Genomic DNA, 23,998 nt, shown 5'->3' on the forward strand with positions numbered 1-23,998 from the left:
TTATTTTACCCAAAAAAACTCTTTTCTTTCTCTCCACTTTTTCTGGGTAAGGTCAGTCTGTCTAGGTTCCAAGATCGGTGTCAAAAATTGCTCAAACCATCCATTAAAAACATCCATATTACAGTGGCCTTCAAAGGTTAACGGAACAACTATCTTTCTTCCACTTAAGGCTGCAACCATACTGATTCGTTGAGTTTTCTTTCCAGATTTTAAGGCATAAAACCGCTGTCCTTTCTGGCAATATCCGTAGGGGTAGTCTTCGGTGTTATCAATGCCAGACTCATCTATATACACTAAGTTTTTAGGTTCTTTTGTCGCTATAATTTTCAAAAATTCAGCACGTTTTTCTTCGTTTCTTTCCTTGTATCCATATGTCTTTTTTTGCGCGTAAATCCAATTTTTTTAAGGGCTCGATAGATCGTTTGGATACTAACGTTGTTCCAAAGTTTAGCCATTTCCGATAGAGTCTTTCCTCCGTGTTCTCTGGCAAATTTGGCAAAGGTATCCCAGTCGGTAATTTTGTGATTGTAACCCCCATTTCCAAGTTTTTTTGATTGAAAGTCTCCTGTTTCTTTTCTTCTTTGCTGCCACTCCCATAAAGTAGTTCGTCCAATCTTAAATCTTGCTGCCACTGTTTCTCTGCTTTCTCCTTCGTCTAGCGCTTCCATTGCTTTTTTTCTTAAATCATAACTATATGCTGCTGGCATTCAACCTCCTTATCATCATCTATCCTTATCCTATCACATCCGGACTTTTATGGAAAGAGCTATATTTTTATCAATTCTGCAATCATTTATCTTAATATTAAGTTTCTTAAACCTTCTTGATGCTTGTGAATAGCTGATAACTGCCAAATCTCTTCCTATTTGTTGCAAATACCCTTTTATAAACCCGACTGTTTGTCTTAAACCAATTCTAAAGAAACTGACGATTATATGCACCAAAATCACAACTTTATCACTATAAATATAGTTGCCGCCCTGCATTTTTGGACAATTCTCGTACCAATTTTCTATGGCGTCATTGATATAACAAAAAATGCTTCCTCTTTCTTGGAGAAATTTGTTATATTCATGGCAGTTACTGACTCTCATTTTTTGTGGCATATTTTTTCTTCAACAGTTAAATGGCTATTTATAATGAATTTTGTCAGTAACTGCCAGTTCTTTTCACTTGAGCGATGCAACAAAGCCATCCCAGTGTCACGCACTGGGATGACAAGAAGAGGGTACTTGAATAAGAGGCATTGCCCTCCTGGTAGACTCAAATTGCAATGTTCGTGTAGTTATGGATTCATTCGCGGTATCTCATCCGCTAACAAGCAGCGGAATGACGAGGTCTTTCGATAGTAAATCTTACCTATGTTAGCTATACCAAAAAATCAAGAGTAAAAAAGTCGTGTAACTCTATTTATTCATTAATAAAATCTTTGTCTTCTCCTAAAAATTAGTTAAAATGTAGGATATTTTGTGTTATTAAGTTAGCACTTGACTTAACTTTAGTTGTTACTTAGACTGCTAAAGTGGAATTTTAATTTTTTTTACGAGGACAATTATGCATTATAAAAAGTTTTTTTCAGCAGCCGCTTTAGCAACGTTGCTAAGTTTATCAAACTCTGCTTTTTCAGATCCTGTTGGTCCAATAAGTGATGAAGAAACTAGCTACTACGTTCGTTTGCAATACAACGGTGAAATTTTACCTCTTTTCACAAAAGTTGATGGTATTACCTATAAGAAAGACAATAGTGATTACAGTCCATTAAAAGCGTCTTTTATAGCTGGTGGTGGTGCGTTTGGTTACAAAATGGACGACATCAGAGTTGATGTTGAAGGAGTTTATTCATACCTAAACAAAAATGATGTTACAAATGCAAAATTTACGCCAGATACTATTGCAGACAGTTTAACAGCAATTTCAGGACTAGTTAACGTTTATTACGATATAGCAATTGAAGATATGCCTATCACTCCATATATTGGTGTTGGTGTTGGTGCAGCGTATATTAGCACTCCTTTGAAAGACGCTGTGAATGATCAAAAAAGTAAATTTGGTTTTGCTGGTCAAGTAAAAGCTGGTGTTAGTTATGATGTAACTCCGGAAGTCAAACTTTATGCTGGAGCTCGTTATTTCGGTTCTTTTGGTGCTCATTTTGATAAAGATGCTGCTGCAGGCAAAGACAAAGGGAAACTCAAAGTTCTTTACAGCACTGTTGGTGCAGAAGCTGGAGTAGCGTTTAATTTCTAGTCTATCTCAGTCTTGTTATCCCAGTGGGGTTTTTCTTGTCATCCAAGTAGCATGACACTGGGATCTAGAAAAAAGAAATGTGGATTCCAGTGTCAAGGCACTGGAATAACACTATTTGCTATGTGTTTAAGCTGTAACGTTTACCATTGTACTGGTAGAATATCATCTAAAGTTACATAATGTTATCCAATTAGCTAACACTGCGGCCTACTGTCTCCAAGAAATTAGATGAAAAATTTGTACTTTTTTCAAATCAAAGCTTGAATTTTTGCTGGAAAATCAATATATTATATGCATGAAGTTTTAATTTAAGTTGTTATGTTGACCCCAATGGCAAGCTTATGTGTCGATAGCAGAACCAATCTCATGCAATATATTGCTAGGGTGCAAAAATTTCCTATGCTGTCTCAAGAGGAAGAGGTACGATTAGCAAAAAATTGGAACCAATATAAGGATGTTTCTTCTGCTCATAAATTGATTACCAGCCATTTGAATTTGGTAGTGAAAATTGCAATGAAATTCAAAAATTATGGACTATTGTTGATGGACCTGGTCATGGAAGGAAATATGGGTTTAATGCATGCAGTGAAAAAGTTTAATCCTGATTTAGGGTTTCGTTTTTCAACTTATGCGGTGTGGTGGATTGAAGCTTCAATAAAAGACTTTATATTGAAATCTTGGTCGTTTGTGAAAATAGGCACAACGCAAGCACAAAGAAGATTGTTTTTTAGTTTACGTAAAATAAAAAAAAGAATTTTACAGTATACAAACAGGGAAACCTTAAATAATGAAGAAATAAAAGCAATATCTAATGAGCTTTCTGTATCCGAAGGAGACGTTCTGCAGATGAATTACCGTATGGCTTGTAAGGATCAGTCGCTAAACGATTGCATAAAAATAGGTGATGACTCTAAAAGGGAGCTACAAGATATGATCCCATGTAACTTGGTTAGTCAAGAAGTAACCTATCAGAATCATGAAGAAAAAGAATTAAAAGAAACAATTTTAAACAATGCACTAGCGAGCCTCAACGAAAGGGCAAGAGACATTTTTATCAGTAGATATTTGTCTGAAAACATTCAAACTCTGGATGAACTTAGTAAAAAATATTGTGTTTCAAGAGAAAGAATAAGGCAGTTGGCTGAGCAGGCGATGGCTAAGGTAAAACAATATATACAATCTGAAAGTTTGAAATTTGGTTTGCATGCGTAGTTTTTTTATATTTCTAATATTTTTTTCGATAGGCGCTTTTGCATCGGTTAGTGATGTACAATTGAAGGAAAAATATAAAGATTGGCTCGTGTATACTGCATTGGAAGATGGAGAGAAAGTATGTTATATTGTATCCTATCCTAAAAAAAAAAGCGAATATTATACAACCAATCGCAAGCCGTATGTAATGGTTAGTTATGTTGATAAAAAAGCAGATGAGGTAAGCGTTACCTCTGGTTTTCAGTATGATAAGGAGCCTGTAGCTCTCAATATCGACAAAAAAATTAAATATACACTGCCCATAATACAGGGAAGTTTTGCGTGGGCAGAGCATACAAAAATAGATCAAGATCTCATTCTAAAAATGAAGCAGGGATTATCAATGGTAGTTAATGGAAAAACAAAAACAGTGACCATTGATGATACTTATTCCCTACTTGGTTTTCAAAAAGCGTATCAAAAAATGCATGATTTATGCCATACAAAGTAAATTATTGTAACAGAATAGGTAATTTTCCAGTTGTAGTATAAAACAGACTGCCCTTTCGATAAATAGCACTTTACTTTATATGGGATGTGGATATCATTTAAAATATATTTTTGAGAGTTAGCAATGTCAGAGGTTGCAGGTGTAGATACAGAAATCAAAAAGCAAAATTCTGTGTGCGAGCAGATGCGTTTTAGCGTGAGCCGCACAAGTCTTTTAAATACATTATCCAGAGTAAGTGGAGTGGTTGAAAGGCGTAATGCAATAGATGTTTTGGCGTGTATAAATATCAAAGCACAACACGGCAGCATAAAATTAATGGCAACTGATCTTGACATTTCAATGTTTGCCTCACTTGCTGCAACCGTATTAACAGAAGGAGAAGTAAAAATTTCAGCGCATACTTTACATGACATAGTGAAGAAGTTACCCGCTGATTTGGATGTCAATTTTGAAGTAAACAACCAAGGAAAATTATTGATGTCTTGCGGAAATGCAAACTTTTCTTTACCGAATGTAGTTTCAAGCAGCTTTCCTGCTCTTGAAGAAGACAATTATAAACATGATTTTACTCTACTAAATACAGACCTGATAGACTTATTAACTAAAACAAAATTTGCTGTATCACTAGATGATACAAGGTATAATTTAAATGGAATATATCTACATACAGATGAGCAATTTCTGTACTGCGTTGCAACTGATGGCCATCGTTTATCATGTATAAAGAGGCCAAAGCCTGGGAACATCAATGGCGAATTTGGTGTGATCATTCCACGTAAAACTGTTATGGAGCTGTTAAAAATATTGGACGATTGTAATGAAATTAAAGTAAAACTCTCAGACAGAAAAATCAAGTTTACATGCGGTGAATATATTCTAATATCAAAATTAATAGATGGAACTTTTCCAAATTATAAAGCAGTTATTCCAGCATCTCAAGATAAGCATATGATTATTGAAAGTAAAAAACTTTCAGACGTTATAGATCGAGTTTCCGTTGTTGTATCTGATAAAGTAAAATCTATTAAATTCTCACTACAAGAAAAGCTGCTAACTCTGCATTCAAACTCCCAAGAGTGCAGTGATGCAACTGAATCCATAGAAGTGGACTACAATGAAGCCCCTATAGAAATAGGGTTCAACTCGCGTTATTTACTTGATGTTCTATCCTGCATAAAAAATAAATGTAAGTTTAGCTTAGCCGATGGTAATAGTGCTACAATTATCACTGATGAAGACGATTCAAGTGCATTATATGTAGTAATGCCAATGAGAACTTAAACTCGTCATCTTGCTGCTTGTTAGCGGAATCTGGAGATACCGTGGCGGTATGGCACTTATTTCACTAGCTTTTATTAAATTAGTAATCTATCTTTACCAAATATAAGCCAAAAGGTGGTGCAGTAACTCCAGCGGCACTTCTTTTGCATTGGTTTAATATATTTAGCATTTCTTGCGGATTGGTTCTATTTTTTCCAAATTCAACTAAAGTACCCACAATAATCCTCACTTGGTTATGTAAAAAGGAAATAGCAGATATTTTGATGTGTATATGATTCCCATTTTGTATTATATCGATATCATCAATTGTTCTTATCGGATTTGCGGCTTGACAATCTTTTGAACGGAAACTTGAAAGGTCATGTTTTCCAAGTAGATGTTTAGCAGCTTCACGCATAATATTTACATCAAGTGGGCTAAACACTTGCCATACATAACCCGTCTCCAGAGCGGCAGGAGCATAGCGATTAACTATTCTATATTCGTAATATCTTTTTTTTGCTGAAAACCGTGCGTGAAACGCATCATCTACAACTTCTGCATTAAGCACGACTATAGGAATTGATTTTAAATGATAGTTTATTGCATTCCTTATTCTATAAAGCTCAAATTCCTTTTCCATATCAAAATGAGCAACTTGTCCTAAAGCATGAACTCCTGCATCAGTCCTGCCACCACAGTACAAAGTAACTTTCTCACCACTAAAATTAAATATAGCATTTTCTATCTTCTCCTGGATTGAGTTAGCAGAGTGTTGCTGTTTTTGCCAACCAGAGAAATTACTACCATTATATTCTACCGTTATTTTGTATCGCACTGCATTACATCAAGCTCTATCTAAAATAGTCATTTTCTATCTTAACATAATTTATGGTCAAGCCTACAGTGCTGCCACTCCCATAAAGTAGTTCGTCCAATCTTAAATCTTGCTGCCACTGCTTCTCTGCTTTCTCCTTCGTCTAGCGCCTCCATTGCTTTTTTTCTTAAATCATAACTATATGCTGCTGGCATTCAACCTCCTTATCATTATCTATCCTTATCACATCCGGACTTCTATGAAAAGAGCTATAAATCGTGAAAAAGAACTGCTCATTAAGTGCTGTTTGCTTAATAAATTTACTGACATTGGTATGGCTAAATTCGAAATGGCTACATGAATTTATCGTAAATTATTACCGTATAAGGTACGATGCGACAAAGCCATCCCAGTGTCAGCTACTCGGATGACACCGTCATAAAGGAACCAGTGTTAGCTACTTGGATGACAACCATTGTGCTTGAGGCAAAATTGACTATCACTTCTTTTTATAGAGCTTGCTCCAAACTTTGTTGTTAGTTAATACAAAAAACACTGTTAAAATTATAAAATACGCCACTACTTTTAATCCAAGTTTATGCCGGCGCTCTAATTCTGGCTCTGCTGCCCATTGTAAAAAATTTATCACATCATACGCCATATTTTCAACTGTGGCTTGCCTTGCACCATCATATTCCACCATTCCTTCAGAAAGTGGTGGCGCCATAGCTAATCTGCCTGTTGGAAAATACGAATTAAAATATAAATCATTTTCATCGTGTTCGCCGTTTTGATAGCCTGTTAACAATGAATAGACATAATTTGCACCATCATGCCTTGCTTTAATAATTAATGATAAGTCTGGTGGGACTGCACCATTGTTGCTTGCTGCAGCTGCTTCTTTTGTATCAAAAGGCGCAATAAAATAATCCGAAGGTACTCCAGGTCTGTCAAACATTTCACCCAAATCATTCGGACCATCTTTAACTTGATAAGAAGCTGCTATTTGTTTTACATCTTCTTCAGAAAAACCGACATCTTGCAAATTACGAAATGCTACCCTATTCATTGAATGACAAGCAGCACAGACTTCTTTATACACTTTATAGCCACGCTGAATTGACTCTCTATCGAAAGATCCGACAATTCCATCAAATTTCCAGTCTATTTTCTTATTTGGTGATGATTTAAATTCTTCTGCAGATATAAGACTAGATAGAAATAACATGCAGAAGATTGCAAATACATTAGATCCCATGCATAACCACTGTTTTAGTAAATTTCGAATTGATGTCATGCAAGTAGCTGACACTGGAATCCAGCTTATTTCATCACTGACATTATGGTTATCATGCACTCCTAGAATCTGTTGTCCATTGCATGATTTGTAAGTATTTTTATACCTGGATCCCAGTGTCAAGCACTGGGATGACAACGGAAGATAGTGGAATGACACTGTGTGTTGTATACAACGTTCATACAATTGTGTACATGATGCTGGAATCCATTTATTTTTTTTCTGGATCCCAGTGTCAAGCACTGGGATGACAAAAGAGGGCTCTGGGATGACAGAAGAGAGCTCTGGGATGACAGAGAATTTTGTAAGAGATCTGCTTTGAATTGACATCACCTCATCTCCGGCACAGAATCACTTAAGGTTTTTGGTGGTTCTTTTGGCTTTTCATACTTACTAAGCAGTGGTAAAACTATCACAAAGTATGCAAAGTAATAAAGAGTAGATAGCCTACTCATAGTGATGTAAGGCTCTTTTACCTCTTGTCCTCCAAGCCAGGCAAGAAGTACAAAATTTATTGCAAAAACCCAAAAAAATTTCTTAAACACCGGGCGATAAGCACCACTTTTAACTTTTGATTTATCAAGCCAAGGTAACAAAAACCACACTAAAATAGACGCAAACATGGTAAGCACACCAGTAAGTTTATCTGGAATTGAACGTAGCATTGCATAAAAAGGTAAAAAATACCACTCTGGCACTATATGTACCGGAGTGACCATAGAATCAGCTTCTATATAATTGTCTGGATGCCCAAGATAATTGGGAGCATAGAAAACAAATGCGAACAAAACTACAAAAAACAGACCAAAAGTTATGCAATCCTTGACTATATAATAAGGATAGAGAGGGATGGTATCCTTATCTGATTTTACCTCCACTCCACTTGGGTTACCAGAGCCAAACCTATGCAGAGCTATCACATGAAGCATAGCTAAAGCAATAATAACAAAAGGCAGAAGATAATGCAGAGCGAAAAAACGGTTAAGTGTTGGGTTATCCACTGAAAAACCACCCCATAACCATATAACTATTTTATTGCCAATTAAAGGTATAGCAGAAAATAAGTTGGTTATAACTGTTGCACCCCAGAAACTCATTTGTCCCCAAGGCAATACATATCCCATAAAGGCAGTTGCCATCATTGCAAAAAATATAAATATTCCAATAAACCACACCATCTCTCTCGGTCTTTTATAAGATCCGTAATATAATCCACGCATTATATGAACATAGACTACCATAAAGAAGAGCGATGCTCCAACAGCGTGAGTGTAGCGTATTAACCACCCGTAATTCACATCCCGCATTATGCGCTCTACACTATTAAACGCATAATCAACATGCGGAGTGTAGTGCATAGCAAGAAATATACCTGTTATTATTTGTAAAATTAGCGCTATACCAGCCAAAGAGCCAAAGTTCCAAGCATAATTTAAGTTTTTTGGTACTTGATAAGAAGCGGTGTGTTTTAGAAAAGAAAATATAGGCAGTCTATATTCTATCCACCCTAATATGCCTTTTTCTTCTTCTATCGTTGTTTTTTTTTTAGTATCATCTTGCATAACTTAAAGCTTTCTCTACCTTTAACTCGTTTTATTGTAGCAGCTTATCCTTTATGCACAAATAAAAACTTTAAAGCAATATTAATTACCTCTTCAGCAACCTATCACGTGCCGCGTTTAACTTTTGTGCAAAATATTCCGAGCCTCCCTTATCTGGGTGAACTAATTTCATTAAATTTTGATATGCTTTATTGATTTCATTTTGACTTGCCTCAGGATTCAGCCCCAGTATCTTTAATGCTTCATCTTTGGACATGTTATCACCAGTGTAATTTTCAGTATAACTTCTACTGCTATTAAATTCGTTCAAAAACTTACTCAATATAGAGTTCATCATGAAACTTATATTATTTTTTTTTGTCAGGAAAAGAAAAAATACAACAACGCTAGGCAAGACAAATGTAATTACTATGAATACTAAAAAAAGAAAAAAGATGAATGACATGTATATTTTTTTATCATTTTATGATTAAATAGTAACAATTATAATTGTCATGGTAAATAACATGTTCATCCAGATTGAAGAAACACCAAACCCAAATACGCTAAAATTCCTTCCTGGATTTGCAATTCTAAACGAAGGAGAAACGGCTGATTTTTCAAATGCAGATGAAATAAAAAACTCCAAGTTAGCAGCAAATCTTTTTCAAATAGAACATGTGGTAAGAGTGTTTTTTGGTCATGATTTTATTTCAGTAACAAAATTGGGTGGAATTAATTGGGATACACTAAAAGTAGAAATTTTAACTACAATCATGGATCACTTTACTTCAGGTGGAAAAGCGCTAGATAAAGAAGGAGTGAATGATAATAATATATCAGATGAGGAATTTTTCGATGAAAATGATATAGAAATTGTAAATAGAATAAAAGAATTGATGGAAAGTTATATCAAACCTGCAGTTGCTCAAGATGGTGGCGATATCAAATTTCGTGGCTATAAAGACGGGATAGTTTATGTTGAGTTACAAGGAGCTTGCTCTGGATGCCCAAGTGCTGCAATTACTTTAAAGCAAGGAGTGCAGAATATGCTGAGCTACCACATACCAGAGGTTGCAGGTATAGAGACCACACTATGACTAATCAAACGGTTAGAGGAACAAAAGATCTCCTGTTTGATGAATGGTACAAGTTTAAACACATAGAGCAAACAGCAAGCAGAATCTCAAGTCTATATGGCTTTTTGCCTGCTCAAACTCCAATATTTGAATATACGGAAGTTTTCACAAAGACTTTAGGTGATAGCTCAGACATCATCACTAAAGAGATGTACACCTTTAATGATAAAGGGGGAAAGAGCATAACTTTACGTCCTGAGTTCACTGCAGCAGTTGTCAGGCTACTCATTGAAAAAAAACTGCAAACGCCGATAAAATTATTTTCAACAGGGCCTGCATTTCGTTACGAAAGACCGCAAAAGGGAAGACAGAGGCAATTTCATCAGATAAATTTTGAGGTTTTTGGTGTAGAAGATTCAAAAGCCGATGTTGAATTGATATCACTCGCTCAGCACTTACTAACTGAATTTGGCATCAATAAAAATGTAAAGCTGGAAATCAACTCTCTGGGTGATAGTGAAACAATAACTAAGTATAGAGAAGCTTTGATCTTATACTTTACAAAGTATCAAAATGATCTATCAGAAGATAGCAAAAATAGGTTGATCAAAAACCCACTCAGAATACTGGATTCCAAGGACGAGAAAGATAAATCAATAATTTCTGATGCGCCCAAAATCAGCAATTATTATACGAAAGAGTCCTCAGATTTCTTTGAACAAATACTAAATGGATTAACAATTCTTGATATACCTTATACCGTAAACAATAAACTAGTTCGAGGTTTGGATTATTATTGCCACACAGTGTTTGAGTTTGTTACAGAGGATTTAGGTGCACAAGGGGCAGTTTTTGCCGGTGGAAGATACGATAATTTAGTATCTTCAGTAGGTGGAAAACACACTCCAGCAATAGGATTTGCAGGGGGTATTGAGCGCATAATGGAGTTAATCAATTATTCTCCGAAAGAAGAGCGACCTATTTACCTAATTCCAATCGGTAGAGAGGTTGAAGAATATACCCTAACACTTGCGAATGAATTGCGCAGAAATGGTTTATATGTAATCTATGAATATAGCGGAACGCTCAGAACCCGAATGAAAAAAGCAAATCAAGCAAATGCTAAAGCTGCTTTAATCTTTGGCGATGAAGAATTGAGTAGTAAAACTTTAAAGATTAAAAACATGGATACAGGTGAAGAAAAAATAATTGCTCGCGATAACACAATAGAAAATATCTATTAGGAGCAATGCAAATGTTTTTCTCAGTCAGCTATAGAAGAAAATTCGTCTGCACAAGAATTTTTCATAGTATTCAATGTATCATAATCTGTAAAATCTAATTTTACCGGTGTAATAGTAATAAATCCTTCTTTTATTTTATTTATACTACCACTGCCTGAGTGCTCTCGAGACCAATTTAAGCTAAAAGAGCCATTCGAATTTTCAGTAAAAGTTAAATCCCCATCAATGTTATATTCACCTTGTTCAGCAAATTCTACTCCTTTTACTTTTTCCGTAGCAGGAAAATTTACACTCATCACTATGTTTTTAGGCCAACCAACCTTAACTAGCTTGGCAATAACCTTTGGTGCAAAAACCTTTGTATTGTGCCAGTCTATTTTATCATGATAAACTTGGCTTAGCGCAATAGAAGGTATAGACCTTGCAGCACCTTCCATTACAGCACCAATTGTTCCTGAATAACAAATATCGTCCCCGACATTTGATCCAATATTTACTCCGGACAATATTAAGTCTGGTTTTTTATTCATAACTTTATTTAGCGCAATAATGACACAATCTGCAGGAGTACCAGACACACTAAATTCCCTTTCACTATGTTGTTTTATTCCAATAGATTGTTTCACTGGATAATCAAGAGATCTTGCAGCTCCGCTTCTATCAGTATCTGGTGCCACTATCCATATTTCTGACGCAAAATTCCGTGCAACCTCTTTGAGTAATTTTATTCCTTCACTTCCAAAGCCATCATCGTTTGTTATCAATATTATCATATACAATACTCAGCTATACAGCTCCAAATTATGTAAACCACTGGCTGTAAATAAACTCATGAGGCTTTAAGTTTCTTTGCATAACTGTGGACTGTAACAAAGAACCTGCTGTAAATCAATAGATTTCTTGCACAGGCCATAACTGTCATTACAATAGAAACGAAAAAACTTACTTGACAAACTCCGCCAGCCCCCTTATCATGAAACTGAAGCTATTTATTTATCTTCTCTGTACAGATTAAATGACAAAAAAACTCACGTATCTGGCGTCTCATGTTTAATTTTTTGCACTATGTGCACCTTATGTCTTTATCAAACTTCTACCTACATAAGCTGAAACGCGCTTATAAAGCGTTTAAAACATAAAAAAACGCCAACTTAAAAAATGGATAGTGAATAACTAGCTACCCTAGGGTTTCTTTTGCCTTTTTTTCTGTTTAGTAAATTTCTTAAACATTTATAGCTAAGGTTAGTTGCATTTAAAAGCAGCTGAGTCGCGGTTATTAAGCGTTTAGAATAAAAAAACGCCATACTTGAAAGTATAATGTAAGTAATTAGCCAACTACGGGGCTTCTTTTGCCTTTTTTTCTGTTTAGTAAATTTCTTAAATATTTATAGCTAAACGACAACCGTCATCCCGCTGCTTGTTAGCGGGATCTAGAGATACCGCGAATGAATCGCGGTATGACGTAGGACTGCTGTCATTCCAGTCTGGAATCCAAAAAAAAGGATGATGTCATCCCAGTGCCCTGACTACTTGGATCCAGTTTTCTTTACAAATTCACAAAAAGTGCTTCATTCTATAACGCAAAACCCATACTCACCAAACCCAATGCATTACTTGCAATTAAGTTTCCTGGATCCAAGTAGTCAAGCTACTCGGATGACACCCTTTTGGATGGAGACCAGTGTCAGCTACTTTCATGACACCATTCTTTTTCCTGGATCCAAGTAGTCAGGGCACTAGGATGACAAGAGAAAGAGGCTACTGGGATGACAGCTACCCTGACAATCGTCATCCCACTACGTGTTAGCGGGATCTAGAGATACCACGGCGGTATGACGGTTCGCAGCGGTATAGTAACTCGTCATCCCGCTGCTTGTTAGCGGGATCTCTTGTTAGCGGATGAGATACCGCGAATGAATCGCGGTATGACGGTGTAGATAGTATCCCGCTGCTTGTTAGCGGATGAGATACCGCGAATGAATCGCGGTATGACGTGTTGAAACAATCCGATAAGGTAAGCCTCGTCATCCCGCTACGTGTTAGCGGGATCTAGAGATACCGCGGCGGTATGACGTGTTGCTTGGGTCAGCTATAGTATTTCTTAAAATTAATAATAAATTTCTTGGCTAGCAAGAAGCTGTAAATTTTTTTGCGAGACCTAAGCCGCTTTTGATATAGCTAAAGGTTTACTGATGATTTGTCTCATTCCACTACCTGCTGACTTACTTTCTGCTTAGCATATCCATCAAATCAGATTCTTTGAGTTTACTATGGTCAACTTTACTGAACTTATTTACCATAGAGCTCATTTGATTATACTGCTTAATTAGAAGATTAATGTCAGTTACAGTTGTTCCGGACCCCTTAGAAATTCTAAGTCTTCTTTTGCCATTTAAAATATCTGGATTTTGCCTTTCTTTTTCAGTCATTGAGTTTATGATGGCTATATATTTTTTCACTTTATTGTCATCTGGCACACTGCTACTTAGCTTTTTTGTAAATGAACTAGGAATGAATTTCATTATGTTGCTAATGCCATCCATTTTACTCAGAGTTTTTAACATTCCCACTAGGTCGTTTAGGTCGAATTTACCTTTTTTCACTTTCTTTTGTAACTTATCAATTTCTTCCTGACCAACAATCTCAGCAGCTTTTTCAACCAATGAGACAACATCACCCATGCTAAGTATCCTTTTTGCAATTCTATCGGGATAAAAATCATCGAGGTCACTTAATTTTTCACCACAAGCAATAAATTTAATTGGACAATCGGCGATCATTTTCATAGAAAGAGCACCACCACCACGTGCATCACCATCAACACGGGTGAGAATAATGCCGGTTACACCTATTACCTCATTGAATGATTTGGCAATGTTGACCGCATCCTGGCCTATCATTGCGTCGGCTACTAAAATAACTTCTGCAGGTGAAGCTATTTCCTTTACGGCTTTCAACTCATTCATCATATTATTGTCAATATGAAGCCTGCCTGCAGTGTCTAGTATTAATACATCATAATTATCGTTCTTTGCTATTGCTATTGCCCTTTTTGTAATTGTAATGGGCTTCTCATCTATTACTACAGGTAAAGTTTGCACATCTATTTGTTTACCTAGCACTTCAAGTTGTTTCTGGGCAGCAGGCCTATAAATGTCTAAAGAGGCAAGCATCACTTTTTTCTTTTGCTTTTTTAGTTTTAAAGCAAGCTTTCCTGAGGTAGTTGTTTTACCTGCACCTTGTAAGCCCACCATCATAATCACAGCAGGGGGTTTAACTGCTAGATTTAAGTCACTTTTCTCTGATCCGAGAACTGCAACTAAATTATCCTGTACAATTTTAATTATCATTTGTGCTGGAGAAACACTTTTTATGACTTTTTCCCCAATCACTTTATCTTTAATGTCGTTGATGAATTTTTTTGCAACTTCAAGTGAAACGTCAGCTTCAATTAAGGCTATGCGTATTTCACGCATGGCAAGATTAAAATCATCTTCAGAAATGATTGACTTTCCTCTCAGTTTACTAAATACAGAATTTAAATTTTCAGTTAACGATTTAAACATAATAGCATTAGTAGAATACTCATTAAAAAGAGAGAAGAAGCTGAAACAAAACTCACTGAGTTATAACCCAGCACTTCTTTAAGTTTAGTAATATTATTAAAGTATAAACCAGTAAGTGGATTAGTCAAGTTTTGCACTACGCTGGCAAACATTTCTCTAGTTTTAGAGACTAACTGATTGAACAACAAGACAATATAGGATATGAAAGTTCTAAAAATCCAATCAACATCCATTTTAAAATTTACTCTCGGGTAAAATAACTTGCGTAAAGGAATAAACAATAAAGTGGTACATAGTAACAAATTAAATTGCGACAAAATATTTTTTGTGTTGTACACAAAATCGAAAATCGAAGGTTTATTGTAAATAGGTAAGTAAGGATTGCCAGCGATTACGCATATAAATGCTAAAATAATCATAGTCATTTTGCCTCCTCTCTCTGCTAAAGGTTTTGACTTACTTTTTGCAATAAATAAGTAATAAAGAAACTTTAGCCCCACGCTTAAATGAAGCAGCAAATTTAGAAGCTTATATAAATTTTTATACCCTTTTAAGGCAACAGTGTTCATTTCAATTTCAGCTGTGATATATGATTTACTGATAAATCCAACGGTTCCAGGAAATGCAGCCATTGTAAGTATTGCGATTATAGCACACATGCCTTCCACTGACATCAGTTTACCCACTCCATTAAAACTAATTGTTTTTGTTTGTGAAATAATCGAATTACTGACCACAAACAATAATGATTGATAAACAAGAGAGAAGATTATATGCAGTATCAAAATTGGTATTGCTTTTTCCGAAGGACTGAGCAAACTTCCTGCAATAATCAGCAAGCCCATTTGTCCTACAACGTTATAGCATAAAAATCTGCGAATATTTTGCTCAAGAGAAGCAAATATAATGCTGTAAATTGCAGTGATGGCGCCTACAAGCGCTAATATTTCAGTACAATCTTGCCATAGGTTATAAGTGTGTAAAAGCATCACTAAAAAAGAGACTTTAGTGGTAAATAAAGAGAGATATGTGGTGCCATGTAGCGATGCAGCAGGATATGCATCAACAACCCAAAATGAAAAAGGAAAACAAGCGCAGTTTATCAATAAACCCAAAATTATCAGGTTAGTGCTTTGAAGTGCCAATCCTGCTATTAATATAACTCCAACGAAAAAGTGTACACAAGCGTACCTTATTGCAGGTCCACTATCTCTACAGCTAGCTGCGATAATAAAAAATGCACTGATGGTCATTAATTCACAGAATATTATAACCAATATCATATGTTCAGATAAAACTGCATAAAGTGAACTAATAGTGTAAGCAGCAAAAGATAGCATCTCTGAAAAAGTCAAATTTTGTGCTGGTAGAACAGCTAAAAATGCAACTGATAAAAAAGATATTAGTATGGTACGAAAAGATAAATCAAAATCTAGAATTGGGAGAGACCAATTTACTGCAATGCTCAAATTTTCAGGTAATTTTAGGACTATAACTATTAATACAGTCAGTAGAAGTAACAGTGACGATTTATAAAGTTGCACAATAATTAAAACCAATATGGTTTATGCTATCTCAATATATGAATAAAATCAATTTGCATATTAACCACTAATTAAACTAATTATCATATAATTATATCAGAGTTTAGAGGGTTATAGAGAAACCGGTCAGATTAGGTTTTTAATCTAATCTGACCGATAGCTTTAATAGTGAGGTAAGCTTTAATATAGCACTCCTAATTCATAACGCTACACTCGTGCATAATTTATTTTTAATTTGTGCACGAGCGTTAGTAAATTATTTACTTTTTGAAATAAAATTTGGCATCACTTTAATATTGAGACTTAGTAAACCTCAGTAGGTCTGCCAGTTGGGCCCATAAGAATTATTTGCTCGCCTTCTCTTAAGTGTCTGCATAAATTAGTGGAGCCGCCGATTTCCAGCACAATAGTGGAAATAATTCCTTTTTTTTTGTCTACTTCAGTGCCGGTTACGGCTATACCTTCCATAGCAAGGTTTGTATTATTGGCTTTTCTGCCATTGGTTTCAAAATTTTGCAATCTAAAGAATTGCCCAGGCTTAAAATTCTTTGCCGCAAGTGGTGCTTTGATCACTATTTCCACAACTTTGTCTGTTAAATATTGAACTTTTATAACCTTTGCAGTGAATTGCTCTTTGATTCTATTGAAGAATTCTTTATTAGCCAGGTCTTCAACACTTGACCACGCATTTTTTTTCTGGCCCACAACATCACACACTGGAATGACAGAAACGAAGCTATTAACTCCACTCAAAAGCTGAGAAATAATAGGGTAGCCGTTCTTAGCACTTGCCATAGCTTTCACGACGCTACCGCTATACGAAGGGTGAAGATCACCAAAAAAGCTGATTGTTTTATTGCCTTGCTTATATACTAATATTCTGTCTTTATTCTGCATCTTAGGAGAAAATATTGGATCTATTGCTTTTCCTGATGAATTCAAATGAGTAAAATACCCATTACTTAATTTAAAATGCTTTTTATCTTCTGTTGCAATAACTGTATTTGGCTCAGTACCTGCTGCTATAAAAATAGAACGTGCTTTTATACGTTTGATTTCGCCGGATTTTGTGTCTATCAGTTTTATTAATTCAGCATGGTTATATTTATCCGTCACAACTTCAACTGGCTCTAAGTTTTCAATAAAGTAAATCCCTTCTGATAATGCGTTTTGCACCTCTTCGCTATTTAATCGATAACTTGGTGAATCTTTTAGCTCTTTTCTATATATAACTTTCACTCCCCCGAGGCTCTGCATTAACTCTAATATTTTTATTTCTCTATTCTCTTTTTTTGCTAACTTTTGCTTTTCTCGGATCAATTGTGCGTGCGATATAAACTCATTCGCAATTTCGCGCTCTTCTTCTGTCCAATCTTTTTCAACACAGTCCTTTCCATACTTATCAACTAATATCTCATAACGAAGAAGAAATTTTTCTACTTGAATTGGATAATACGCTAAAGCTTCAGTGGCAGTGTCAATCGCAGTAAGCCCCGCCCCTATGACAACTATCGGCATACGAACTTGCAGATTTGCTATAGAATCAAATTTAAGAGCGCCAGTCAGTTGTAACGACATCAGAAAATCAGATGCCATGCGTACTCCACGAGCTAGTATGTTTTTTATTTTGATCATTCGTGGCTTACCAGAGCCAAGTGCTAGGGCGATGTGATCAAAACCCGAGTTGAACGCGTCATCAACATTAATCGTGCCACCAAAACGAATGCCTCCATAAAGTGCGAAATGCTCACGTCTTTCCAGCAGTAATCTAATAATCTTTAAGTAATTCTTATCCCACCGAGAAGTAATACCATATTCTGCCACCCCACCAAACCCTCCTGCCGTGCGTTCACTCAATTTTTCGTGTTTGAAATCTTTAATTAGCTGGAAATTATCGATCAAAGGTTCAATCTTTAGTCCATCAATGGTGATAACGTTATGCCCATCGTTCAACAAATGATGAGCTAAATTAAAACCAGCAGGACCAAGGCCTACAACTAGAACGTTTTTTCCAGTGTTTTCTCTTGGCAATGAACGCTGAAAATTTAAAGGATTCCAACGGCTGAGCAGAGAATATATTTCAAATCCGTACGGTAAACTGAGCACATCATCCAGAATCCTTGTTTCAATTGCTGGCACATTTACGGGTTCTTGTTTTTGATATATGCACGAATTCATGCAGTCATTGCATATTCTGTGTCCAGTGGCTGCGCATAATGGGTTATCTATCATCACAATTGCAAGACTTGCTATGCTGTACCCTTCGCTTTTCACCAGATTCATTTCTGATATTTTCTGCTCTAGTGGGCAGCCGTGCAGTTCAACTTTTAGTGGAGATTGTTTAAAAGTATTGTCGTTATTAATTAGCCCCTTTGAGCAGCTGTCCTTACTTTGCTTATGACAAAATATGCAGTAGTGAGCATTATCTAGTGCTTTATTCAAACTCACCTTTTTGCTTGTTAGATCAAAACCGTATCGTCTTTTTACTTCATTTGAATGCAGCACTTCAACTTTGTCTACTTCTTTTTTAGAAAATGATATGAGGTTTTCGTGGTCGATTTTTTTATGAATACTGAATAATATACTCTGTTTATTTTTTACTCTCCACACTGCATATTGTGCTGCAAGTTCTATTTCTTCTTTGTGATTTTCTTTATCTTCAAACCAATGCATCACCTGCTCAGCAAAATTTTTTTCTGTTGTTGGCAAAGTGAGAAAATGACTTAGTTTGTTAGTAATATCTATATTCGCCACATTAGTGTATTTCTTCAATGCATAGCGTTGGACAAATAATCTTTTGCACTTATATATTACAGCAAAGTCGTTGTGCTTTTTCTTTAGCTCCTCTATTTCTTTTTCAACATTGAAAAGTTTTGCAATAAATTCATCAAGTAAATATGAGAGGTCTACTATTAACTGACTATCTGTCATCCAAGTAGCTGACCGTCCTTCTTGTTTTCTAGATCCCAGTGTCAAGCACTGGGATGACGGGGGGTGACACTGGGATGATGGGAGGTGACACTGGGATGACATCGAAGAAGAAGCTGCTTTTTCTCTTGCTTCAATTAATGAACAAAACAAGCTCTCATCACATGATTTGATATAATTCAAAAATGTCTCATCTAATTTTATTAATCCATTGCGAGTATATAGATTAGAAAATGAGATGTTGAAATTCAGCTTCATTGCTATACTATACAGTGTACATGCTGTTTCTTACAGATGAAGATTTTATTTATTTTGCAATACTGCTGAGATTGTTGCTTCTGCAACTTTTTCTTCGCTAACAGATGCAATACACCTAAATTTGTGTACACCTAAACACACACTTTGAATGTTAGCTTGAAGAATCAATGTGTCCCCTGGAGTAACTGGCTTTCTGAATTTTGCATTTTCAATGGATCTCAAGTAAACAACTTTATTTTCTATTGTTTCTTTACCTAGAACACATATAGCAGATGCCTGAGCTAGAGATTCAATTATCAAGACTCCGGGCATTATTGGATGACCAGGGAAATGGCCAATAAAAAATGGCTCATTGAAAGTCACATTTTTGATTGCTTTTATACTTTTGCCAGGGTCGCATTCTATAACCCTATCTACTAAGAGAAACGGATAAGAATGTGGTAATATTTTTATAATATCACTGATATTAAATTGCATAATCCTACTCAATGCTTTGTAAAGCAAATTCAGGTACTTCCTTGTTTACATTTTTTAGTACCACATCTGATAAATCAACTTCGTCCATAGAGTATAAAACTTGGTTCTTTTTTGAAATAAATAGTACCAAATCTATGTTGTTTTTTTCTGCCGTTTTTTTAGCGACTTCTTTTATCTTGTTAAAAACACTCTCTACTGCGTCTCTATAGCTTTCTTCTAAATGTAACATTTTTTTAGCGTAATTATCTCTAGTATTTACAGTGTGCTTATTAAACTGTTCTGTCTTTTCTTTTTTTGCTTCTTCTGACAAAAGTTCAAATTCTTCTTTTGATGGCTTAAGTTTTTCTAACTCACTTTCAAATTCTTGTTGTAATCTAGAATTCTGCTCCTTTATTTGTTGTTGTATGTTTTGCAGAGCAAGAGATTCATTGATAACTTTATCACTATCAATAATGGCAGCCTTTGTGTTCTGAGGTTGATATCCTACAAACTTATACCCCACAAATAAGGAAATAATTAAGGCAATAACTGATATAAATAACTGTATATATTTCATTCAAATCCCCGCTTCAATAGAAAATTTAACATTTGGTGATGGTATTATATCATAAGATTCCTTTACTAAAGGAAACCCGAAATCCAATCTAAGTCTACCAAAAGGAGAAAGCATTGAAAAGCCAAAACCTGGTGACACTCTCACAAGCTTGCTATCATAGTATTTCCCTTCATACTTCTTATTTTTATCATCTAAGCCAAAAAGTGTCGCATAGTCAACAAATAGTGAGCCTTTGATACCAGCATAGTCATATAGTTTTGGTAGAGGAAAATCCACTTGCTGTGTTAGATTAAAATAAGTTTTGCCTCCTAATGAGCTTTTATTTTTGTCTTCTGCTCTTGGTCCAATACCGGAAAGGTCAAACCCTCTAATCTCATTACCCCCTTTAAAAAAGTGCTGGCCAATGTTTAGATTTTCATCAGTATAAGAAAAAATATGACCTGCCGCCATCTTAAAGCGTAGCGTTATATCATCGTCAATTTTGCTTAATATAGGGTGCGTATAAAAAGATAAGAATTCAGATTTTAGGAAATTCACGTTTCCTCCCAATCCTGAAATATCCTGACTTAAGCGCAGTAAATACCCTTCTTTTGGAGCATATAGATTATCCAGTTTATTATATGCCAACGTGTATCCCACTGATGAAATCTGATGTTTACCTTTTCGGTCCAGTATTATTTCAGAGATATCGGTGTCTTGTCCACCCTTATTATCCATGTGTATATGATTATACTTATAAGAATAGCGAAGGGAATTAGTTAAGTTCTCTGTGACTTTATATGATAACTTTGTAAAAAATCCCATATCGCAACTATCAAAAGTAGTGTTTGGTTTATCTTGTTTTTCATAAAATACACCCATGCCTAGTGACGTATCAGAATCGTTAAAATTATTTTCAACAAACTCTAAATCAGTAGAAAATACGTATTGACTTTTTTCAAGAGCAAAAGAGAGCTCTTTTCCAGTACCAAATAAATTACGGTCTTTGAGGTCAATTTTAATCAATGCTCCACCAGGAAGAGACACACCTCCTCCCAAATACAACGAAGTAGTGTTTTTTTCTTTAACATTTAAGTCAAGATTTACTGTATTGTCATTAACTGCGTAACTATTTACTTTCACTGTTTCAAAAAAATCACTACTCATTAGTTTTTTACGTGACTTTTGAATCTCAGATATATTGTACGCATCACCTTCTGCTACACTTAGCTTACTTCTGATCACTTTATCTAAAGTGCGATCGTTACCATCAATTGTAATTTGATTTATATAAATCTTTTTACCCGGCAGCACTCTGTAGGTTACATCTACAACGTTGTCACGTTGTGCATACTCTGGATTAACTTTTGCAAATATATATCCTTTTTCATTTAAATATTTGTTTATTTTTTCTACTGTATTATTAATTTTAACTCTATTAAATATCTTATCGTTTTCCTCTGTTATAAAATCCAATATTTCTTCTTTTAGGCTCAAATCCTGAATTTCAGTTTCAATATTAACCTCATTATTTCCAAACAAATACTGCTGTCCTTCGTCAATCAAAAAAGTTAACTCTGTTTGATTGTTATTATCAACCTCAACAATTGGTTGAATATTATTTTGAATATATCCCTTAGACGAATAAAAACGATCGAGCAATTCTGTGTTAATCAATAGATATTGCGGTGAATAATGATTTTCGCCTTTAAAAATGGCTCTAAATAACTTACTAAATATGTCATTACTATGTCTTTTAATAACTTGCTCTAGCTCATTTTCAGAAAAGTTTTTATTGCCTATAAATCTTATATCCTTAATTTTAGAGGTTTTGCCTTCTTTTATTTTGAAAATTAGATTGACCCTATTACTATCGAGCTTCTCCAACTCATATTCAATTTTAACGCCAACCTTACCGTTATTTCTATAAGTAGTGATTAAATTCATTAAATCGTTTTGCAATTTTGTTTCAGTTAAAATAGTTAGCGACTTTGATTGAATCACATTATTTAGCAGCTCTTTGCTGTTAAATAACTTATTGCCTTTTAACACTACCTTGTTAATCAGTGGATTTTCTTGAATTTTTATTACTAAATTTTTTTTATCATCTATGTAAGCATTAACACTAGCAAATAACTTTGTTTTATATAGATCTTTTATAATTGAGTCTATATCATCGTCGTTTATATAATCACCAGATTTTAGTTTTATATAGAACCCTATTGTCTGGTTGCTTACCCTCTCATTACCAATACATTTGACATCTTTCACCTGCACTTTTTCCGCAGTTCCTAAAGCAACAAGCAGGGCAGGAAAAGAAATAAAAACCACTACCAGTATATAAAATAGCTTTTTCATATTTTATTTCAAAAAAGATCCCTGATATCATTTGACATTCCAGTTGCCATAAGCAAAAACAACACTAAAGCACCAAAAATAGCTGCATATTTTTGACATTTCAAGCTTAAATCCCTACGTATAACCGCTTCTATGATATAGTGAAATAAATGCCCACCATCTAGCAGTGGTATTGGCAGCAAGTTAATTGCAGCTAAATTAGCTGAAATGATTGCCATAAAATATAGAACCATAATAAATCCCTTTTTAGCTGATTGTCCTGAATATTTTGCGATTTTTATTGGTCCACCTATTTCATTGATACTCCTTTTACCAACAATAATGTGAAAGAGAGCTTTGATCGTTAAGCACATAGTGTGGTAAGTTTCACTTACTGATAAGCTCACAGCCCCAAGAAAAGACGACTGCTTTAATGTATTGACTGAAATAATCCCTATAGTTTCTCTTTCTATTGTGTTGCCAAAAACGTCTTTGTCCTTGATTATTAATGGAGTTAAACTGGTCCTGTGCTTCTCATTATTTCTGCTATACTCAATCTCCATTCTTGTTTTAGGATTCGACATTATCACACGTGAAATATCTTCAAAGTATTTTATTTTATGCTCATTGATTTGTGTAATAGTGTCACCTGGCAACAAACCAGCTTGCTTAGCTGCACTACCTTCGATTACATTTTCAATCACCGGTGGAGTGCGATAATAACCTGCTATGCTAAAAAATATTGTAAAAGCTATAACAGCAAATACCATGTTTGCAAAAGGCCCTGCAAAAACTACTGCTGCTTTTTTATGACGCGGTTTTGTATGAAATGAATACAATTTTTCTTCTTCCGTTAATTCTTGTTGATCAGCTGGGACACTCGCTGCATTAGTATCTCCTAGCATTTTAACATAACCACCCAATGGAACAGCGCTTAATTTCCATCTAGTTCCAGACTTATCGTTAAAACCAAAAATTTCAGGACCAAAACCTATGGAAAAAGATTCAACTTTAACTTTGCATGCTTTGGCAACAACATAATGCCCATATTCATGCACGAATACTATGACAGAAATTATTAAAGAAAATGATAAAAAATAATATATTCCATCGCTAAATTGATGGATAAGATTAGAAATTAATTCCACCTGTATATTTAGATCTTAACA

The 23,998-nt window shown here is 35.1% G+C and carries 20 protein-coding genes and 4 pseudogenes; 9 read left to right on the top strand and 15 right to left on the bottom strand.

Features of this window, described 5'->3' with window-relative positions; genetic code table 11:
* Positions 1 to 54: 54 nt before the first annotated feature.
* Both OPR28_RS04040 and OPR28_RS04045 read right to left on the bottom strand, forming a co-directional pair.
* A pseudogene (locus OPR28_RS04040) lies at positions 55 to 707 on the bottom strand (IS630 family transposase); the annotation flags it as partial.
* Positions 708 to 749: 42 nt separating this feature from the next.
* A pseudogene (locus OPR28_RS04045) lies at positions 750 to 1,106 on the bottom strand (transposase); the annotation flags it as partial.
* A gap of 33 nt (positions 1,107 to 1,139) precedes the next feature.
* Between OPR28_RS04045 and OPR28_RS04050 the strand changes: the two are divergent.
* From OPR28_RS04050 to dnaN, 6 genes are all read left to right on the top strand, one after another.
* Complete coding sequence (locus OPR28_RS04050) at positions 1,140 to 1,349, top strand: hypothetical protein (protein WP_265023556.1); 210 nt, start codon at positions 1,140 to 1,142, stop codon at positions 1,347 to 1,349.
* 205 nt (positions 1,350 to 1,554) lie between these two features.
* On the top strand, positions 1,555 to 2,244 hold the full coding sequence (locus OPR28_RS04055) for an acyloxyacyl hydrolase (protein WP_265023557.1): 690 nt from the start codon (positions 1,555 to 1,557) through the stop codon (positions 2,242 to 2,244).
* Positions 2,245 to 2,256: 12 nt separating this feature from the next.
* Positions 2,257 to 2,424 (top strand): hypothetical protein, encoded by a 168-nt coding sequence (locus tag OPR28_RS04060; protein ID WP_174515942.1) that lies wholly within the window; start codon positions 2,257 to 2,259, stop codon positions 2,422 to 2,424.
* 138 nt (positions 2,425 to 2,562) lie between these two features.
* Positions 2,563 to 3,456: an RNA polymerase factor sigma-32 gene (locus tag OPR28_RS04065; RefSeq protein WP_174515941.1), complete on the top strand. Its 894-nt coding sequence runs from the start codon at positions 2,563 to 2,565 to the stop codon at positions 3,454 to 3,456.
* Entirely contained in the window at positions 3,449 to 3,946 is a 498-nt protein-coding gene (locus OPR28_RS04070; RefSeq protein WP_006279310.1) for an invasion associated locus B family protein, read from the top strand. The genes OPR28_RS04065 and OPR28_RS04070 overlap by 8 nt, the downstream gene beginning before the upstream one ends.
* A gap of 123 nt (positions 3,947 to 4,069) precedes the next feature.
* Positions 4,070 to 5,227: a DNA polymerase III subunit beta gene (gene dnaN / locus OPR28_RS04075; protein ID WP_038199350.1), complete on the top strand. Its 1,158-nt coding sequence runs from the start codon at positions 4,070 to 4,072 to the stop codon at positions 5,225 to 5,227.
* Positions 5,228 to 5,306: 79 nt separating this feature from the next.
* Here dnaN and truA read toward each other — a convergent pair whose 3' ends face one another.
* Together truA and OPR28_RS04085 are read right to left on the bottom strand one after the other, a co-directional pair.
* Positions 5,307 to 6,044, bottom strand: coding sequence for a tRNA pseudouridine(38-40) synthase TruA (gene truA, locus OPR28_RS04080; RefSeq protein ID WP_010963021.1), 738 nt, complete (start codon positions 6,042 to 6,044; stop codon positions 5,307 to 5,309).
* A 71-nt stretch (positions 6,045 to 6,115) separates the two neighbouring features.
* Positions 6,116 to 6,238: pseudogene (locus OPR28_RS04085) on the bottom strand (IS630 transposase-related protein); the annotation flags it as partial.
* 47 nt (positions 6,239 to 6,285) lie between these two features.
* On the opposite strand from OPR28_RS04085, the pseudogene OPR28_RS07140 reads away from it, so the two are divergent.
* A pseudogene (locus OPR28_RS07140) lies at positions 6,286 to 6,384 on the top strand (IS5 family transposase); the annotation flags it as partial.
* A gap of 138 nt (positions 6,385 to 6,522) precedes the next feature.
* On the opposite strand, the gene OPR28_RS04090 reads toward OPR28_RS07140, so the two are convergent.
* The 3 genes from OPR28_RS04090 to OPR28_RS04100 form a co-directional block, all read right to left on the bottom strand.
* Positions 6,523 to 7,281, bottom strand: a complete 759-nt coding sequence (locus tag OPR28_RS04090; protein ID WP_010963022.1) for a cytochrome c1 — start codon at positions 7,279 to 7,281, stop codon at positions 6,523 to 6,525.
* 368 nt (positions 7,282 to 7,649) lie between these two features.
* Positions 7,650 to 8,882: a cytochrome b gene (locus OPR28_RS04095; RefSeq protein ID WP_264337924.1), complete on the bottom strand. Its 1,233-nt coding sequence runs from the start codon at positions 8,880 to 8,882 to the stop codon at positions 7,650 to 7,652.
* An 85-nt stretch (positions 8,883 to 8,967) separates the two neighbouring features.
* Positions 8,968 to 9,219, bottom strand: coding sequence for a DnaJ domain-containing protein (locus OPR28_RS04100; protein WP_264329184.1), 252 nt, complete (start codon positions 9,217 to 9,219; stop codon positions 8,968 to 8,970).
* Between the two features lie 169 nt (positions 9,220 to 9,388).
* Here OPR28_RS04100 and OPR28_RS04105 point away from each other — a divergent pair, with 169 nt between their 5' ends.
* Both OPR28_RS04105 and hisS read left to right on the top strand, forming a co-directional pair.
* Positions 9,389 to 9,961, top strand: coding sequence for a NifU family protein (locus tag OPR28_RS04105; protein ID WP_049973585.1), 573 nt, complete (start codon positions 9,389 to 9,391; stop codon positions 9,959 to 9,961).
* A complete protein-coding gene (hisS, locus tag OPR28_RS04110) occupies positions 9,958 to 11,184 on the top strand; it encodes a histidine--tRNA ligase (protein WP_265023558.1) in 1,227 nt (408 codons plus the stop codon). The genes OPR28_RS04105 and hisS overlap by 4 nt, the downstream gene beginning before the upstream one ends.
* A 20-nt stretch (positions 11,185 to 11,204) precedes the next feature.
* Here the strand turns inward: hisS and surE are convergent, their stop codons facing one another.
* The 8 genes from surE to rseP form a co-directional block, all read right to left on the bottom strand.
* On the bottom strand, positions 11,205 to 11,957 hold the full coding sequence (surE, locus tag OPR28_RS04115) for a 5'/3'-nucleotidase SurE (protein WP_010081939.1): 753 nt from the start codon (positions 11,955 to 11,957) through the stop codon (positions 11,205 to 11,207).
* A gap of 1,449 nt (positions 11,958 to 13,406) precedes the next feature.
* Entirely contained in the window at positions 13,407 to 14,750 is a 1,344-nt protein-coding gene (ffh, locus tag OPR28_RS04120) for a signal recognition particle protein (protein WP_265023559.1), read from the bottom strand.
* Positions 14,735 to 16,294 carry a proton-conducting transporter transmembrane domain-containing protein gene (locus OPR28_RS04125; protein ID WP_155969468.1) on the bottom strand — a complete coding sequence of 520 codons (1,560 nt, stop codon included), beginning with the start codon at positions 16,292 to 16,294 and terminating at the stop codon, positions 14,735 to 14,737. The genes ffh and OPR28_RS04125 overlap by 16 nt, the downstream gene beginning before the upstream one ends.
* A 303-nt stretch (positions 16,295 to 16,597) precedes the next feature.
* The gene (locus OPR28_RS04130) at positions 16,598 to 19,480 is read right to left on the bottom strand and encodes an FAD-dependent oxidoreductase (protein ID WP_265023560.1); all 2,883 of its coding nucleotides are present in this window, start codon (positions 19,478 to 19,480) and stop codon (positions 16,598 to 16,600) included.
* Positions 19,481 to 19,525: 45 nt separating this feature from the next.
* Positions 19,526 to 19,957 (bottom strand): 3-hydroxyacyl-ACP dehydratase FabZ, encoded by a 432-nt coding sequence (fabZ, locus tag OPR28_RS04135; RefSeq protein ID WP_006279640.1) that lies wholly within the window; start codon positions 19,955 to 19,957, stop codon positions 19,526 to 19,528.
* A gap of 4 nt (positions 19,958 to 19,961) precedes the next feature.
* A complete protein-coding gene (locus OPR28_RS04140) occupies positions 19,962 to 20,513 on the bottom strand; it encodes an OmpH family outer membrane protein (RefSeq protein WP_265023561.1) in 552 nt (183 codons plus the stop codon).
* Complete coding sequence (gene bamA / locus OPR28_RS04145) at positions 20,514 to 22,850, bottom strand: outer membrane protein assembly factor BamA (protein WP_320157043.1); 2,337 nt, start codon at positions 22,848 to 22,850, stop codon at positions 20,514 to 20,516.
* A gap of 8 nt (positions 22,851 to 22,858) precedes the next feature.
* Complete coding sequence (rseP, locus tag OPR28_RS04150; protein ID WP_012673365.1) at positions 22,859 to 23,977, bottom strand: RIP metalloprotease RseP; 1,119 nt, start codon at positions 23,975 to 23,977, stop codon at positions 22,859 to 22,861.
* Between the last annotated feature and the right edge of the window lie 21 nt (positions 23,978 to 23,998).

This window comes from Wolbachia endosymbiont (group A) of Epistrophe grossularia, from assembly GCF_947251435.1.
Taxonomy (GTDB): domain Bacteria; phylum Pseudomonadota; class Alphaproteobacteria; order Rickettsiales; family Anaplasmataceae; genus Wolbachia; species Wolbachia pipientis.

Coding starts and splice junctions, on each gene's coding strand:
- OPR28_RS04100 (WP_264329184.1), bottom strand. CDS start 9,219: ATGATGAACTCTATATTGAGTAAGTTTTTGAACGAATTTAATAGCAGT.
- OPR28_RS04050 (WP_265023556.1), top strand. CDS start 1,140: ATGAATTTTGTCAGTAACTGCCAGTTCTTTTCACTTGAGCGATGCAAC.
- OPR28_RS04105 (WP_049973585.1), top strand. CDS start 9,389: ATGTTCATCCAGATTGAAGAAACACCAAACCCAAATACGCTAAAATTC.
- hisS (WP_265023558.1), top strand. CDS start 9,958: ATGACTAATCAAACGGTTAGAGGAACAAAAGATCTCCTGTTTGATGAA.
- surE (WP_010081939.1), bottom strand. CDS start 11,957: ATGATAATATTGATAACAAACGATGATGGCTTTGGAAGTGAAGGAATA.
- OPR28_RS04130 (WP_265023560.1), bottom strand. CDS start 19,480: ATGAAGCTGAATTTCAACATCTCATTTTCTAATCTATATACTCGCAAT.
- OPR28_RS04090 (WP_010963022.1), bottom strand. CDS start 7,281: ATGGGATCTAATGTATTTGCAATCTTCTGCATGTTATTTCTATCTAGT.
- OPR28_RS04140 (WP_265023561.1), bottom strand. CDS start 20,513: ATGAAATATATACAGTTATTTATATCAGTTATTGCCTTAATTATTTCC.
- bamA (WP_320157043.1), bottom strand. CDS start 22,850: ATGAAAAAGCTATTTTATATACTGGTAGTGGTTTTTATTTCTTTTCCT.
- OPR28_RS04055 (WP_265023557.1), top strand. CDS start 1,555: ATGCATTATAAAAAGTTTTTTTCAGCAGCCGCTTTAGCAACGTTGCTA.
- fabZ (WP_006279640.1), bottom strand. CDS start 19,957: ATGCAATTTAATATCAGTGATATTATAAAAATATTACCACATTCTTAT.
- OPR28_RS04095 (WP_264337924.1), bottom strand. CDS start 8,882: ATGCAAGATGATACTAAAAAAAAAACAACGATAGAAGAAGAAAAAGGC.
- OPR28_RS04065 (WP_174515941.1), top strand. CDS start 2,563: ATGTTGACCCCAATGGCAAGCTTATGTGTCGATAGCAGAACCAATCTC.
- dnaN (WP_038199350.1), top strand. CDS start 4,070: ATGTCAGAGGTTGCAGGTGTAGATACAGAAATCAAAAAGCAAAATTCT.
- OPR28_RS04070 (WP_006279310.1), top strand. CDS start 3,449: ATGCGTAGTTTTTTTATATTTCTAATATTTTTTTCGATAGGCGCTTTT.
- ffh (WP_265023559.1), bottom strand. CDS start 14,750: ATGTTTAAATCGTTAACTGAAAATTTAAATTCTGTATTTAGTAAACTG.